14 protein-coding genes are annotated in these 15911 nt (G+C 61.9%); 6 read left to right on the forward strand and 8 right to left on the reverse strand.

All coding sequences use genetic code 11. The features are described from left to right. Positions 1-8: 8 nt before the first annotated feature. The 8 genes from KBX13_RS07995 to KBX13_RS08030 all read right to left on the reverse strand — a co-directional run bounded on the left by KBX13_RS07995 (position 9) and on the right by KBX13_RS08030 (position 8526). Complete coding sequence (locus tag KBX13_RS07995; protein ID WP_256021604.1) at positions 9-800, reverse strand: glycosyltransferase; 792 nt, start codon at positions 798-800, stop codon at positions 9-11. Between the two features lie 11 nt (positions 801-811). Beyond that, positions 812-1660, reverse strand: coding sequence for a glucose-1-phosphate thymidylyltransferase RfbA (gene rfbA, locus KBX13_RS08000; RefSeq protein ID WP_070975181.1), 849 nt, complete (start codon positions 1658-1660; stop codon positions 812-814). 4 nt (positions 1661-1664) lie between these two features. Continuing rightward, on the reverse strand, positions 1665-1994 hold the full coding sequence (locus KBX13_RS08005) for a hypothetical protein (protein WP_256021606.1): 330 nt from the start codon (positions 1992-1994) through the stop codon (positions 1665-1667). Between the two features lie 10 nt (positions 1995-2004). Further along, on the reverse strand, positions 2005-3297 hold the full coding sequence (gene rfbD / locus KBX13_RS08010) for a dTDP-4-dehydrorhamnose reductase (protein WP_252931926.1): 1293 nt from the start codon (positions 3295-3297) through the stop codon (positions 2005-2007). Continuing rightward, positions 3297-4283, reverse strand: a complete 987-nt coding sequence (gene rfbB, locus KBX13_RS08015; protein WP_252931924.1) for a dTDP-glucose 4,6-dehydratase — start codon at positions 4281-4283, stop codon at positions 3297-3299. The genes rfbD and rfbB overlap by 1 nt, the downstream gene beginning before the upstream one ends. A gap of 6 nt (positions 4284-4289) precedes the next feature. After that, a complete protein-coding gene (locus tag KBX13_RS08020; RefSeq protein ID WP_256021608.1) occupies positions 4290-5471 on the reverse strand; it encodes a hypothetical protein in 1182 nt (393 codons plus the stop codon). Between the two features lie 16 nt (positions 5472-5487). Beyond that, complete coding sequence (locus KBX13_RS08025; protein WP_255366076.1) at positions 5488-6627, reverse strand: alpha/beta hydrolase family protein; 1140 nt, start codon at positions 6625-6627, stop codon at positions 5488-5490. A 621-nt stretch (positions 6628-7248) separates the two neighbouring features. After that, positions 7249-8526, reverse strand: coding sequence for an alpha/beta hydrolase family protein (locus tag KBX13_RS08030; protein WP_256006047.1), 1278 nt, complete (start codon positions 8524-8526; stop codon positions 7249-7251). A gap of 107 nt (positions 8527-8633) precedes the next feature. On the opposite strand from KBX13_RS08030, the gene lpdA reads away from it, so the two are divergent. From lpdA to KBX13_RS08060, 6 genes are all read left to right on the forward strand, one after another. Further along, positions 8634-10046, forward strand: a complete 1413-nt coding sequence (lpdA, locus tag KBX13_RS08035) for a dihydrolipoyl dehydrogenase (RefSeq protein WP_205634835.1) — start codon at positions 8634-8636, stop codon at positions 10044-10046. 541 nt (positions 10047-10587) lie between these two features. After that, positions 10588-11361: a succinate dehydrogenase cytochrome b subunit gene (locus KBX13_RS08040; protein ID WP_070363223.1), complete on the forward strand. Its 774-nt coding sequence runs from the start codon at positions 10588-10590 to the stop codon at positions 11359-11361. A 22-nt stretch (positions 11362-11383) separates the two neighbouring features. Continuing rightward, positions 11384-13402 carry a fumarate reductase/succinate dehydrogenase flavoprotein subunit gene (locus KBX13_RS08045; protein WP_256007633.1) on the forward strand — a complete coding sequence of 673 codons (2019 nt, stop codon included), beginning with the start codon at positions 11384-11386 and terminating at the stop codon, positions 13400-13402. Further along, a complete protein-coding gene (locus tag KBX13_RS08050) occupies positions 13402-14151 on the forward strand; it encodes a succinate dehydrogenase/fumarate reductase iron-sulfur subunit (RefSeq protein WP_256021610.1) in 750 nt (249 codons plus the stop codon). Before KBX13_RS08045 ends, KBX13_RS08050 begins: the two co-directional genes overlap by 1 nt. 30 nt (positions 14152-14181) lie before the next feature. Next, positions 14182-14550, forward strand: coding sequence for a hypothetical protein (locus KBX13_RS08055; protein WP_256021612.1), 369 nt, complete (start codon positions 14182-14184; stop codon positions 14548-14550). Positions 14551-14621: 71 nt separating this feature from the next. Next, positions 14622-15902: a DUF445 domain-containing protein gene (locus tag KBX13_RS08060; protein ID WP_256021614.1), complete on the forward strand. Its 1281-nt coding sequence runs from the start codon at positions 14622-14624 to the stop codon at positions 15900-15902. Positions 15903-15911 lie beyond the last annotated feature (9 nt).

Genomic DNA, 15911 nt, shown 5'->3' on the forward strand with positions numbered 1-15911 from the left:
CCGAAATGTTACCCCGCGCGGTGGAAAAGCCGCGCATAAACGCGCTTCAGCAGTGGCTTCGGTAGCAGTCGGTAGAGGGTGCGCACTGCGACGTTCACCATCGCGCGCGTGCGGCCGATCAGGCCGTAGCGCACCAGTCGGATCTGCATGTCTACCTCCGAGGTGAACATGTCGCTGCCGGTGCGGCGGTCGAACTGCTCGTCGGTGACACGGAAGTAGGTGAGCGGCTCCTGCATGTTGTACAGCGTGTAGCCCTCGGCGATGAGGCGCGCGAACAGGTCGTAGTCCTCCATGAGGTGCACGTCCTGGTACCCGCCCACAGCCTTGACGTCCGCGGTGCGGTACATCACGGAAGGGTGGTTCATCGGCGAGTTCATCTTGGCGTAGTGTGCGGGGTGCTCGGGCAGGCGCCGGATGCCGCCGGTGCGCTCACCGTCGAACTCCTGCACGGCGGTACCCACCACGGACACCTCGGGGTGCTGCCGCAAAAACTCGAGTTGTCGCTCAATGCGCTGGGGGAACGCCTTGTCGTCGGAGTCGAGCTGCGCCACGAACTCGCTGTCGATCGTCTCCAGCGCCGCCTGCAGCGCGGGGCCCGCACCGCGGTTTTCGTCACAGCGCACCACGCGCGCCCCATACTTCTCGACGACCCCTTCGACCCCTTCCGCCACCGGCCCATCAAAGACGACCACGACCTCGTCCGCGGGACGGGTCTGCTCAGCGAGGGATTGCAGCGCCTCAGCGAGCTGGTCAGGAACAGTGCCGTGGTAGGCAGACAGGAGCGCAGTAACGGTGGACATGGATACCGATACTAGTTGCGTGCGGCGTCGAGAAGAAATGTGCCGTAGCCCGACTTCACCATGGACTCACCTAGGCTGACCAGCCTGTCCACAGAGATGAACCCCTGCTCGTAGGCGGCGACCTCCGGCGAGCCAATCACCAGGCCGGTGCGCTTCTGCAGCACCTCCACGTAGGCGGAGGCCTCCGCCATCGAGTCGATCGTGCCGGTGTCCAGCCACACGTCACCCCTGTTCAGACGGTGGACCCGCAGCTGGTTCGCCTTCAGGTACGCCTCGTTCACGCTGGTGATCTCCAGCTCACCGCGGGCGCTCGGCGTAATCGTCTTCGCGATGTCCACGACTTGATTGTCGTAAAAGTACAGCCCGACCACGGCGAAGTTGGACTTCGGGTGCTCCGGCTTCTCCTCAATCGACGTGGCCACGCCATTCGCGTCGAAGTCCACCACGCCGTAGCGGTGCGGGTCGGAGACCTCGTAGGCGAAGATGGTGCCGCCGGTGCCGTCATGGCTTAAGTCCAGGGCGCCGTCGAAAATGTTGTCACCCAGCACGAGCGCCACCGAGTCATCCCCGATGAAGTCCTCGGCGATCAGGAACGCCTGGGCAAGGCCGTCGGGGGAGGGCTGGATGCCGTAGTGGAGCATGATGCCCCAGTCGGAGCCGTCGCCAAGCAGGCGCCGGAACGCGGGCGCGTCCTCCGGCGTGGTGATCACCATGATCTCCCGGATACCAGCGCTGATCAGCGTGGTCAGCGGGTAGTAGATCATGGGCTTGTCGTAAATCGGCATCAACTGCTTCGAAATACCCTTCGTAATCGGGTAGAGCCGGGTGCCGGACCCGCCGGCCAGAATGATGCCCTTCATCGACTTAGCGCTTCGGCAGGATCTTATCCAGCGGCAGCTTCTCGATCACAGCCAGCACCGTGGTCAGAATGCCCATGATGAACAGGACGAGCGCCGGGGTGGACACGTTCGACGTGTCACCGGCGGACAGCGCCATCGCCGGGTCCGTCGGAGCGGTGTTCGTCGTGGTGGTGGCCTCAACTGTCGGGGTGACCGTCGCCGTCACCGTCGGGGTGACGGTGACCGTGGTGGTTGCCGGGGCCGAAGGGGTAGAAGTTTGGGTGGAAGCGAACGCCGGGGTTGCCACCACCAGTGCCCCCGCCACCGCGAGAGCTGCAAGAGAAGTGCGATTCATGCAGTACAACCTACCCAAGATAGAGCGCCAACGCAGCTCTCCAGTTCATGGGGGCAAAGCCCGTCGCCTTAATCTTGTCCAGCGCAAGCGTCGATTCCGCAGGCCGTGGCGCCTTGTCCCCGTACTCCTTTGAGGTCACCGGGTGTACCTGCGCGGGGTCCTTGCCCATCCCGATGAATACCGCCATCGCGATCTCGTCACGCCCCACCGAATCCCCATCCGAGGTGATGTTGTACACACCGTACTCAGTTTCGTTGGCCAGCAGGTGGCGGATGCCCTTCGCCAGGTCCTCCGCTGACGTCGGCCGCCCGCGCTGATCCTTCACCACGCGCGGCTCCTTGCCCGTCTCCGCGAGTTGGCGCATCGTCGCCATGAAGTTTGCCCCATCGCCGAACACCCACGACGTCCGAATCACGTAGTGCCTGCGCGCCAGCTGCGCCGCCGTCTCCCCGGCAGCCTTCGACGCCCCGTAGCGGCTCAGCGGGCTCGGCAGCTCCTCCTCCGTGTGCACCTCCTGGGTGCCATCGAAGATGTAATCACTGGACACGTGCACCAACACCAAGTCGTGCTCGTTGGCCGCCCGCGCCAGCTGCGCTGGGGCCTCCGCGTTCACGCGCCACGCGCCCGCCGGGTCATCCTCCGCGCCGTTGACGTCGTTGTAGGCCGCGCAGTTGATCACCGCCCAGTACTTCGACCAGTCCACGCCCTCCAGGTTCGTGATGTCCAGCTGGTCCCGCCTGCAGAACTCCGCCTCATCCGGCCCGTAGAGCTCCTGCAGCGCGCGGCCCAGCTGCCCGTTCGCGCCCGTCACGAGGATTCTGCGCTGGGGGACGGGGGTGGCGTCGACAAGCATGGGGTGGGTGAGGTCAGCCTCCGAAAGCTCCGTGGGCTCCATCGGCCACTCGACCTCCTTGTAGGAGCAGTAGGCGTAGCGCGCGCCGGGCTGGTATCGCTCGTTGACCAGGTAAATGTACGTCGTGTCGTCCTCGAGCGCCTGGAAACCGTTGGCCACCCCGCGCGGCACAAATACTGCCGTCTCCGGGCCGATCTCGCAGCTGAACGTCTCCCCGAACGTCGCGGAGCCCTCCCGCATGTCCACCCACGCCCCGAACACGCGGCCCGACGCCACCGACACCCACTTATCCCACGGCTCAGCGTGCATGCCGCGAGTCGCCCCGCGCCGCGCGTTGAAGCTCACATTCTGCTGCACCGGCACCAACTTCTGCCCCGCCCAGTTCTCCTTGAACCAGCCGCGGTTGTCGCGGTGCACCGCAAGCTCGTGGACTTCCAACCCAGCAATCATTACTGTCCTCTCGCCTCATAACGCTTCTCGACGTCCCCCTTCGCCCCTTCCCACCACCAGCGGTTCTCGCGATACCACTCGATGGTTTGCTGCAGCCCGTCGCGCAGATCCTTCGTGTAACGCGGCCGCCACCCAAGCTCGGTAGTGAGCTTCGTGGAGTCCATCGCGTAGCGCTGATCGTGCCCGGGGCGGTCGTTGACGTGCTCGTACTCGCCACCCATCAGCTCGCAGATCATCTCGATGACCTGCTTGTTCGTGGTGTGGTCGTTGTCCGCGCCGATGTTATACGTCTCACCCAGCTTGCCGCGTTCCAGGATGGTCAGCACGGCGTCGTTGTGGTCGTCGACGTGGATCCAGTCACGCACCTGCGCGCCCGTGCCGTACAGCTTCGCGGGCTGCCCGCACAGGATGTTCGTGATCTGGCGCGGGATGAACTTCTCCACGTGCTGGTACGGCCCATAGTTGTTGGAGCAGTTCGAAATCGTCGCCTGAATACCAAAACTGCGGATCCAGGCCCGCACCAAATGATCCGAGCCGGCCTTCGTCGCCGAATACGGACTCGACGGCTTATACGGCGTCGCCTCCGTGAACTTCTCGTTGCCCGTCAGCGGCAGGTCTCCGAACACCTCGTCCGTGGAAATGTGGTGCAGCCGCGCCCCGTGCCTGCGCACTGCCTCCAACAACACATACGTGCCGATCAAATTCGAGTGAATAAACGGCGACGGGTCCTCCAACGAATTATCGTTATGCGACTCCGCCGCGAAATGCACCACCACATCCGACGCCCCCACCAAGTCACCCACCAGCGCCTCATTAGCGACGTCCCCCTCCACCAACTCCACGTCCAACCCCCGCAGATTCGCCGGGTTGCCCGCGTACGTCAGCTTGTCCAGGACCGTGACCTTGTAGTCAGTGCGCTCGGTGACCATCCGCACGAAATTCGCGCCGATGAAGCCCGCACCACCAGTGACCAGCATTGTTCCCATGGGCTTCTACCTTAGCCGGAGCGCCACCAAATGTACCGCCGCCCCCGCCAGCGGGCCCGCGAACAAGGCCGTGAGCACGACGGAGTGGACGTCGACATCCACGAGCCGCGGCATCACCCCCAGCACCGCGAACGCCACCGCCGTCGCCGTCAGCCACCCCGCGACGTACCAGCCGTGCCGCTCCAGCGACAGCACCGCCACCCCCGTAATAATCAGCGCGCCCATAAACGCCGACGCGAACGTGAGCACCCCAAGCGTCAACCCATCGACGTAAAACTCCGGGTCAAACGCCAGTTTTAGAATCCAGGGGCCCACCGCCCACGCCGCGGCGAAGCCCACAACGCCCAGTCCGAGCACCGCAGCCACCGGCTGCACCAACGCCGCAAACAACGCTTCTCGACGCTCCACAAACCTCACCACCAGCGCCGACTGGAAACGCTGCAACGGCACCAACACCGGCGCCCGCGTCAAAATCACCGCGTTCATAATCGCCGCCACCGACGCCTGCGGGAACGCCGCGTTCACCGCCGTCGGGAAGCCCGTGATCAGCGCCGCCGACGCCCCCGACGCCACCATCGCCGTCAACACCCGGCGCACGAACACCCCACGATGCACATCCAGCGGCACCCGCAAATGCTCCCGGCGCAACACCACCAGCCAGCTCAACGCGCCGACCACCGTAATCACCAAAAACGCAGGCAGGCCCCACCCCAGCGCCCACGCCAGAAGCGCCAATACCAGCCGCACACCCGAATCCAGCGCCACCAGCGCCGCGTAGCGCTCCCACAACTGCGCCCCCGATAGCACCCCGCCCAGCACCGCCTGGAACACGTACATCACCAGGCCAACCTGCAGCAGGGCAGTGGCCGTCAGCGTACTTCCGGGAACAGCAGTGCCGATGAACAGCGCGCCCGCCACCGCCGCCACAACGACCACCACCAGCGCCGTCCACGCCCCCAACCGCCACGGATTCGCCGAACCCCGCCGGCCATCCTCGCGCGCCGCCGCGACGGCACGCGTGGTCTCGTGGGTGAGGCCGTCGATAAGCCCGGTGGACGCGAAGAACAACCCCCAGTACGCAGCGAAGTAGCGGTAGGCCGTGTCGGCGTCGAGTGCTTTCGACGCCACCCACAACACCACAAAGCCGCTGACCGCCGCGAACAGCGTGGCAAAAGAAAGGTGCTTCACCTGGCGTTACATCGCCTTACATTCCGAACGACGGCGCGATCGTGGTAAACCACGCCTTGTGCAGATCCTCGCGCCAGTACGGCCACGAGTGCGTCCCCGCATTCCGGAACTCATACTGCGCTGGAATATTCAGGCCTTCCAGCTTCGCTCGCAAATCATGCGAACACTTATTAATCGCAGCCTCAATCACGCCGCCTTCAACCTGCAGAATCGCCGAACCGACACTCGCCGCAGGTTGCGGAAGCCCCTGGCCAACCAAGTAACTCACCTGATCCTGGCGGCCCGCCAGGCCCGTGCCCGTCGAAATATACAAGCGGGTCCCGCGCAGCTTCTCCGCATTCACAAGCGCATCGTTGTAGCGGTTATTCGGGCTGCCCATCGGGCCCCACATCATCTCCGGGGTCACCGTCCGGTAATCCAACGTTCCCGATGCCCGGTTCACCGTAATCCGGCCGAACTGGTACGCCTCAGGCGTCGACGTCGCCGCACAGCCCGAGAAGGACGCCGCGGACTTATAGAACCCGGGGTAGTGCGTCGGCAACACCAGAGACGTGGTCCCCGACATCGAGAATCCCACAATCGAACGGCGATTCTTGTCCGCCCCCAGCAGCCCCTCAATCGGCCCCGGCAACTCCTTGACCAGGAACGTCTCCCACTTCTGTGGGCCGTTAATGTAGCGCGAGCGCACATTGTCACTCACCCAGTCCGTGTAGTACGAAAACGCGCCCTCCTGCGGAATCACAACATTGACGCCCTTGCCTGCGAAGAACTCGCGAGCATCACTCATGCTCAACCAGTCCTGGTGCTGCTCCGCACCACCAGCGCCGTTGAGCAGGTAGATCGTCGGCGCGTTCTGTACGCGCTGCCCCGCAGTATTCGTCGCAGGCAACACCGCCACCGGGATATCCCGGCGCATCGACGGCGAATACACCAAGAAGCTCAACACCTGCTTATGGTCAACCTTCTCGACCCACTTCTGCGGCTTCCCGTCCGTCTTCGCCAACGGTGGATTCGCAATTGCGTTCCAGGGCTTCACCGTACCCACGGGCTGGGCCGATGCTGCTGGCGTAACTGCTGGGATCGCCTGGAGTGCCGACAAAGGAATGGCTACAGCCATCGCTGTAGCCACAACCGAACGAGTGATGCGCTTCAACATGGAAGCCATCCTACTTTACAGATGTGGCAATTGGGGCTTCTGGTGTCACTTTGTTCGGCGTTTCGTGCAAGAATGTGGGAAGTATTTCGTTCGTACAGAATTTCTCTTTGAAAGAAGGTAGTTGCAATGAACCCGATCGAGTCCATGCAGGTCGCCATCAACAACGTCCTCGGCGAGCTGATCCACTTCGGCTCCTCGACGTCTTCCACCATCGCATACGGCATGGGCCTGTTCTAGAGGCTTGGGCCGATTTGGCCCGATTGAACCCGCCGCGCCACCTTTTGCTGGGTGGGCGACGGGTTTTTGTGGTTCGTGCAGGGCGCTGCGCACCAAATTCCTTAATTTTTGGGGGCAGGTTTGTGTTTCCCCAGGTCGCTGAGCGGGGCTGAGTGGGCGTGAGGGAATTTGGTGTCTTGTGGAAACGCTGGAGTGCCAAAGGGCGCAACCTTATTTAGGTTAGACATTCAAACCTGCAGGTGAGAAAAGTGCTAGATGTTAAGGGTTGCGTCCTTTGGCACTGGTCGACCAGGGGGCGCGCCAAATTCCTAGTTTTCGGCGGGATGGTTTGCGTTTCCCAGGTCGCCGAGTGGGCGTGAAGGAATTTGGTGTCTGGGGTGGGGGCTACAGTCCAAGCGCCGGCTTGATGGTCTGCTTCCAGGACAGCTCCAGGTCTTCCTTCCAAATGCGCCAGGAGTGGGTGCCGGTGGCGCGCAGGTTGGCGTTGTATGGGATGTCGTTGGCCTTGAGCTTGACCAGCAGGTCGTGGGTGCAGGCGTTCATGGCGGCTTCGATCACGCCGCCCTCGACGATGAGGGTTTGGGCGTTCGCGGAGGCCTGGACGAAGTCCATGTCGCGGGTCTTGCGGAGGAAGCCGACGGTGTCACTTTCGGCGAAAAGGCCCGTTGCGCTGGAGATGTACAGCTTGGTGCCCTTGAGCTTCTCGGCGTTGACGAGGGCGTCGTTGTGTCGGTTGTACTCGCTGCCGGCGCGGCCCCACATCTCCTCGGGCTTGGCGCCGCCGCGGTTGACGGTGAGGTTGACCCAGCCGTTCGGGATGCCCGTCGAGGTAGCGGCGCAGCCGGAGAAGGAGCCGACGGCGGCGTAGCGGCCCGGGTTGTGCTCGGCGAGGAGGAGTGCAGAGGTTGCGGACATGGAGAACCCGACGACGGCGCGTTTGTCGTTGTTGGTGCCGAGGTAGGGCTCGATGGCGTCAGGGAGCTCGGAGCCCAAGAATGTGGACCACAGCTGTTTGCCCTGCAGGTAGCGGGAGTTCGGCTCGTAGAGCCAGTCGATGTAGTAGGAGAACGCACCCGCCATCGGGATGACGACGTTGACCGGCTCGTCTTCGAAGACCTTCTTCACCACGGTGCCGGCCTGCGCGATCCAGTCAGTATCCTGCTCGGAGCCACCGGCGCCGTTGAGGAGGTAGATGGTCGGTGCGTTTGGTACGCCCGCGCGGATCACACCGACTGGGATGTCGCGCTCCATAGCGGGGGAGTAGACGCTGAGCTTCTCGGAGCCCTTGATGCCGTCGATGTTGGTGAACCAGTACTGATCGCCGCCGCTGGGTTTTTGCGGTGCGGTTTCCAGCTTCTTTACGCGCGCGATGGCATCGTTTGTGGTTTCGGCACCCTCGGCTGTGGGGATGTCGGCGTCGTCAAGCGTGGGTTCGGTGCTGTCTTCCTCTACGACTTCGACGACCGTCGTTTCCTCAACCTTGGTTGTGGTCGTGGTGGTCTTCGAGGAAGAGGTCGTCGTCGCCTCACTTATCGACGTCTCCTCTACGCTCTGGGCGGCAGAGATAGTCGTTGCCTGTTCGGATGGTGCAACGGCATACCAGCCTCCTGCAGCGATCGCCACGGCGGCGGCTCCGGCGATAGCTGGACGCGCAATATTCACGGGGTGCTCCTCAACTTTTTGTAGGTGGTGAAGGGGGTCCTTCAAGCATTCTATTAAAGTGTCCGATATTGAAGCGAAAACGTTACAAGCAACGTATTCTATGTGGCGTGACTAAAGAGCATTATGACGTTGTTGTCCTCGGCGCTGGCCCTGGTGGCTATGTCGCCGCCATCCGAGCAGCGCAGCTGGGCCTGAAGGTTGCGGTCATTGAGAAGCAGTACTGGGGAGGTGTGTGCCTCAACGTTGGGTGTATCCCGTCGAAGTCGTTGATTAAGAACGCGGAGATCGCCCATATCTTCAATCATGAGGCGAAGACGTTCGGCATCAAGGGTGATGTCGAGTTTGATTACGAAGACGCCCACAAGCGCTCCCGCAAGGTCTCCGAGAAGATCGTCGGTGGCGTGCATTACTTGATGAAGAAGAACAAGATCCAGGAAATCCACGGTCTTGGCTCCTTCACCGATTCCAACACGATCGAGATCACCGAAGGCGACGACAAAGGCAAGACCGTTACCTTCGACAACTGCATCATCGCGACGGGCTCCGTCGTGCGTACCCTGCCAGGCATCGAGCTGAGCAAAAACGTTGTGTCCTTCGAGGAGCAGATCCTCAACGAGGACGCACCGAAGTCCATGGTCATCGTGGGTGCGGGCGCTATCGGCATGGAGTTTGCGTACGTGCTGTCCAACTATGGCGTGGACGTCACCGTTATCGAGTACATGGATCGCGTTCTGCCGAACGAGGACAAGGACGTGTCCAAGGAGATCGCGAAGGCGTACAAGAAGCTCGGCGTCAAGCTCATGACCGGCCACGCAACCACCGCGGTGCGGGACAACGGCGACTCGGTCGAGGTGGACGTCAAGAAGAATGGCACCGACAAGACTGAAACGCTCACCGTTGAGCGCGTCATGATCTCCGTCGGCTTCGCCCCGCGCGTCGAGGGTTACGGCCTGGACAAGGCCGGCGTCGAGCTCACCGAGCGTGGCGCCATCGCCATCGACGACCGCATGCGCACCAACGTCGACGGCATCTACGCCATCGGCGACGTCACCGCGAAGCTGCAGCTCGCGCACGTTGCCGAGGCGCAGGGCATCATCGCCGCCGAGACCATCGCGGGTGCTGAAACCCTCGAAATCGAGGACTACATGATGACGCCGCGCGCCACCTTCTGCAACCCTCAGGTTGCTTCCATGGGCTACACCGAGGAGCAGGCGAAGGAGAAGTGGCCAGACCGCGAAATCAAGGTTGCGACCTTCCCGTTCTCCGCGAACGGCAAGGCAGTCGGCCTGGCTGAGACCGCGGGCTTCGGCAAGATCGTCGCCGACGCCGAATACGGCGAGATCCTCGGCGCACACCTGGTTGGCGCCAACGTTGCCGAGCTGCTGCCGGAGGTCGTCCTCGCCCAGCGCTTCGACCTCACCGCTGGCGAAATCGCCCGCTCTATCCACATTCACCCAACCCTGTCTGAGGTGCTGAAGGAAGCGGCCCACGGCATCGAAGGCCACATGATCAACCTGTAGCCTTTTTCTTCTCGACGCCCGGTCCCGCCTGTTGGTGGGACCGGGTTTTGCGCTGTGTGGGTGGGGTTCTCGCTCAGTTGCCCTGCCTTCGCGCCTTCTTACATTGCTCCGGTCGAGGAGTTAAAGGAGTGCGATGCTGGTCGCCTCTTTTGGCCAACCCCGTCCGATTTTTACCGACCTGCATCGCACGCTTCTAAGCGCACGCTTCGAACGTTTTGGGGCGCGCTGACGGGGTAGTAAAAGGACCGCTCACCCTCCCATTTCCCGATGTTTGAAGCAGACTCTTGACTACCGACCTTTGGGGGTAGTTCGAAGATTTTATAGACGTTACGCGCAGGTCGTGAGTAACATCACAAATTAGGTTTACCTTGGTTTGTTCTCATACTGAATATGTGCAGGGTGTCGCCATGCTTAAAATTTCGAAAATTTGCCAAGCGCGTCCGGGCGGTGAATTTTGGGTGAAAATCAGGCGAAAGAAACATGCTCTGACTAGGCAATAGTGAAGAATGGTGCCTAAAGTGGTTGTGACACTGGAGGTGCCATGACTGTACAAAAAACAGACCGTGAAGCAATTCGTCACGGAAAAATTACTGAGAAGCCGCTACGAGAGCGGCCAGGGTTCCCAACATGGGCAGTAAAGCTCGAGATGGCCATCACTGGCCTCATCTTCTCGCTCTTCCTTCTTGTTCACATGGTGGGCAACCTGAAGATTTTCATGCCGCTTAAGGCTGATGGCGGCGCACACATTGATGACTACGGCGAGTGGTTCCGCACGTTTGGTGAGCCACTGTTCCCGCGCGGGGGATTCCTGTGGATTCTCCGTATCGTCCTGCTGACCTGCCTGATCCTGCACGTGTATGGTGCGTTCACTCTGAAGAAGCGTTCCGCCGAGTCGCGCGGTACGTTCAAGCGCACGAACCTGATGGGAGGCTGGCAGTCCACCGCTACGCGTTGGATGCTGGTGACCGGCGTCATCCTGCTGCTGTTCATCATCTTCCACATCCTGGATCTGACCGCGGGCACGGTTGTTGCTTCTGAGCAGTTCGTTCATGGCAATGTTCGTGACAACCTGATTGCAACCTTCGCTCCTGAGCGTTGGTACGTGACCCTGTTCTACCTGGTTGCCATGCTGGCGCTGCTGCTGCACCTGACGCACGGTGTGTACTTGGCAGTTTCTGACCTTGGATGGCTCGGCGAGCGTGGGCGCGGCGTAATGGTCGTGTTGGGGTACGTACTGCCGTTCATCGTTGTTCTTGGAAACGTCATCATGCCACTGGCCATCATGGCTGGTCTTATCCCGGGGTACACCCGCTAACGGCTGATTAGGAGAAACTTTAATGACTACCTCTTTGAACCAGACGCAGGACGAGGTGTTCCGCCAGCCGGAGTCCTCGGCTCCTGGCGTCACCATTGGCCGCATTCTTGATAATGCAATGCCGGACCGCCACAAGGTCCGGATGAAGGACATGTGGGAGTACCAGAAGGACCACATGCAGCTGGTGTCCCCACTGAACCGTCGCAAGTTCAAGGTGCTCGTTGTGGGCACGGGCTTGGCTGCCGGTGCTTCTGCCGCCGCATTGGGCGAGCTGGGCTACCAGGTACAGGTCTTCACGTACCATGACGCTCCTCGTCGTGCACACTCCATTGCAGCGCAGGGTGGCGTCAACGCTGCTCGCGGCAAGAAGGTTGATAACGACGGCGCGTACCGCCACGTGAAGGACACTGTCAAGGGTGGCGACTACCGCTGCCGTGAGGCTGACTGCTGGCGCCTGGCCGTCGAGTCGGTCCGCGTGATTGACCACATGAACGCGATTGGTGCTCCGTTCGCGCGTGAGTACGGTGGCTCCCTGGCTACCCGTTCCTTCGGTGGTGTGCAGGTCTCCCGTACCTACTACACCCGTGGCCAAACGGGCCAGCAGCTGCAGCTGTCCACCGCTTCGGCGCTGCAGCGTCAGATCCACTTGGGCAACGTTGAGATCTTCACGCACAACGACCTGATCGATCTGATCATTACTGAGGAAGACGGCAAGAAGCGTTGCCGCGGTATTGTTACCCGCAACCTGATTGACGGCTCCCTGACCCCGTTCACCGGCCATGCTGTTGTGCTGGGTACCGGTGGTTACGGCAACGTGTACCACAAGACCACGTTGGCGAAGAACTCGAACTCCTCCGCGATGATGCGTGCGCACGAGCTTGGTGCGTACCTGGCGTCGCCGGCGTTCATTCAGTTCCACCCGACCGGCCTGCCGCTGAACGCGAGCTGGCAGTCGAAGACGACGCTGATGTCCGAGTCCCTGCGTAACGACGGCCGCATTTGGACCCCGAAGGAAAAGGGTGACGACCGCGACCCGAACACCATTCCAGAGGACGAGCGCGATTACTTCCTGGAGCGTCGTTACCCGGCGTTCGGTAACCTCGTGCCGCGTGACGTTGCGTCTCGTGCTATTTCGCAGCAGCTTAACGCCGGTTTCGGTGTTGGCCCGCTGCACAACTCGGCGTACCTGGACTTCAAGGATTCCATCGAGCGCCTCGGTGAGGACACTATCCGTGAGCGCTACGGCAACCTCTTCGAGATGTACGAGGACTCCACCGGCGAGAACCCATACAAGGCTCCGATGCGTATTGCGCCGACGGTGCACTTCTCCATGGGTGGCCTGTGGACCGACTTCAACGAGATGACGTCTATCGACGGCCTCTTCGCAGCCGGTGAGTGCTCCTGGACCTACCACGGTGCGAACCGCCTGGGCGCGAACTCGCTGCTGTCCGCATCGGTCGACGGCTGGTTCACCATTCCGTTCACGGTGCCGAACTACCTGGCGGATCACCTGAACGAGCCGGTGTACGGCGAGGACGCTCCGGCATCCGTCGAAGCCGTTGAGCGTGCGCAGAAGCGCATTGACAGCCTGATGAACATCAAGGGCTCCGACCCGCACGGTCCGGAGTACTACCACGTCAAGCTGGGCGAGATCCTCTACCTGCACTGTGGCGTGGCACGTACCGCGGACAGCCTGCGTGAGGGCATCGACAAGATCCGCGCACTGCGCGATGACTTCTGGGCGAACCTCCACATCCCAGGCCGCGCTGATGAGATGAACCAGGTCCTCGAGGCTGCGCTTCGCCTGGTTGACTACATCAACCTCGGCGAGCTGATGTGCATCGACGCACTTGACCGCGACGAGTCCTGTGGTGCTCACTACCGCATGGACCACCTCACCGAAGACGGCGAGGCCCGCCGTGACGACGAGAACTGGTGCTTCGTTTCCGCATGGGAGACCGTGGGCAACGACCAGTTCGTGCGTCACGCCGAGCCACTGTACTTCGATTCGATCCCACTGATGACGAGGAACTACAAGTAATGAAACTGACACTTGAGATCTGGCGTCAGGCCGGACCCGATACTGAAGGCCACTTCGAGACCGTCGAGGTGCCGGACGCAGTTGAGCAGATGTCCATCCTGGAGCTGCTCGACCACGTCAACAACCGATTTGTTGAGGAAGGCAAGGAGCCTTTCACCTACGCTTCTGACTGCCGCGAGGGCATCTGCGGTACCTGTGGCCTGACCATCAACGGTCGCCCGCACGGTGCGGACCAGAACGTCCCTGCATGTCTGCAGCGCCTGGTGAACTACAACGACGGCGACACTCTCAAGATTGAGCCGTTCCGCTCCGCTGTGTTCCCGGTAATCAAGGACCTCGTGGTTGACCGCTCCGCGCTCGACCGCGTGATGCAGCAGGGTGGCTACATCTCCGTCTTCCCGGGTACCGCCCCAGACGCAGACACCCTGTCCGTCAACCACCACGACTCCGAGCTTGCGCTCGACTACGCAGCCTGCATCGGCTGTGGCGCTTGTGTGGCTGCGTGCCCGAATGGCGCCGCGCACCTGTTCACTGGTGCTAAGCTGAAGCACTTGAAGCTGCTGCCACTGGGCAAGCTGGAGCGCAGCCGTCGTGCACGCAAGATGATCGACGAGTTGGAAACCAACTTCGGTCCTTGCTCCCTGTACGGCGAGTGCGCAGACGTCTGCCCTGCAGGCATTCCGCTGGACGCGGTCGGCGCGATCAACGCCGAGCGTGCTCGCGCGGCTGTCCGTGGCGGCGACGACTAAACAGAGAATAAAACGAGGAAGGAAACAACGATGGCGTCCCAACATGCTGTAGCTGATATCCGCAGTGAATCGTTCCCTGAGTACGAGGGCAAGATTCAGGACCTGTACGTCGAAGGCTACGACCCGGTGTCGTACTCCGCGCCGCACTCTTCGCTGCTGCGCTACTCCACGTGGGTAGCGATGGGCCTGATCTTGGCGTCACTGTTCGGTATGGGGCTTGCCATCTGGGGCGCAACTGTTGGCACGTACGGGTATGGTGCGTCTGCTGAGGTCAGCAGCCAGCTCATCCTGTACGGCCTCGTAGAGGCGGTTGTGACGTTAGCACTCGGCGCGTTCCTCATCGTGAAGGGTCGCGCGGCCTACCGTCAGTACCGCGAGCAAACCGGTCGCGTCAACTAGCGGCTACCTCCAGGTCTCCCCGTCACCACGCTCAATATGGTGGCGGGGAGATTTTTGCTTTAATCAAGTGCATGGCTACACACGCGTTAATGGAGCTCACCGAGGCGGACGAACAGCGCCGCAGGACACTGCGGAAGTACAAGATCGGGGTGACGGCCCTGCTGGGGCTGATGGCCGTGATCTTCCTGACGTGTTCGTGGTGGCAGTCGCAGGGTACCGCGCCGTTGTGGGTGGGGTACGTGCGCGCGGCGGCGGAGGCCGGGATGGTCGGCGGGCTGGCGGATTGGTTCGCGGTCGCGGCAATCTTTAAGCACCCGATGGGGCTGCCTATCCCGCACACGGCCCTGGTGCCGAACAAGAAGGACCAGGTGGCTGACGCGCTGAGTGACTTCGTGAGTGAGAACTTCCTCAACGCGGAGACCATCACCGAGAAGGTGATGGCGGCGGGCATCCCGGAGCGTGCCGGAAGGTGGTTGTCGCTTGAGAAGAACGCGAAGCGGGTGTCGGAGGAGGTCGGCAAGTTTACGGTCAAAGCCGTCGAGGCGGTCGACCCAGCGGAGGCTGAGGAGTTTCTCAACTCACAGGTCATTGACCGGTTCGCGGAACCGATCTGGGGACCGCCGATCGGGCGCGCGCTGGAGGGCTTCATCGCGGACGGCAAGATCGAGCCGGTGGTCGACGACATCGTCGCCTGGGGCAACGAGCGCCTCGCCGGCATGGAGGACGCCATCGTCCGCACCATCGACGAGCGCATGCCCGCTTGGGCGCCGAAGTTCGCCAAGGACCTGGTCGGTGCGAAGGTCTATAACGAGCTGGTGGCGTTCATGGCGGACGTCGATAAGGACAAGGACCACGAGGCTCGCCGAGCTATTCGACGCCAAATCAACCAGTTCGCGCAGGACCTGCAGTTCGACGGTGCCATGATTACGCGAGTGGAGGAGCTGAAGGTGGATGTGATGGCGTCGAATGCGGTGCAGAACGCGGCCGCGGGGCTGTGGGGGCAGGTGTCGGCGGCGATTATTGAGTCGGCGTCGGATCCGGAGAGTTTGGTGCGTCGAAAGATAGCCCTGACGGTGCACGAGTGGGGCGAGAAGCTAGTCAACGAGCCGACGACGCGTGAGGCGGCCGAGCGCAACCTGCAGAAGTGGACGCACTTCGCTGCGGAGAACGGCGCGGGGCAGATCGTCGGCATTATTTCGGAGACGATTCAGAAGTGGGATGGGCAGGAAGCCGCCGACAAGATCGAGCTGATGGTGGGCAAGGACCTGCAGTACATCCGCGTGAACGGCACGATCGTGGGTGCATTGGCCGGACTTGTTATATACGCTGTGTCACAGTTGCTGTTTTTCTAAAAGGAGAAT

Origin of the sequence: Corynebacterium sp. CCUG 51687 (assembly GCF_024453995.1) — a bacterium.
Taxonomy (GTDB): domain Bacteria; phylum Actinomycetota; class Actinomycetes; order Mycobacteriales; family Mycobacteriaceae; genus Corynebacterium; species Corynebacterium pseudogenitalium.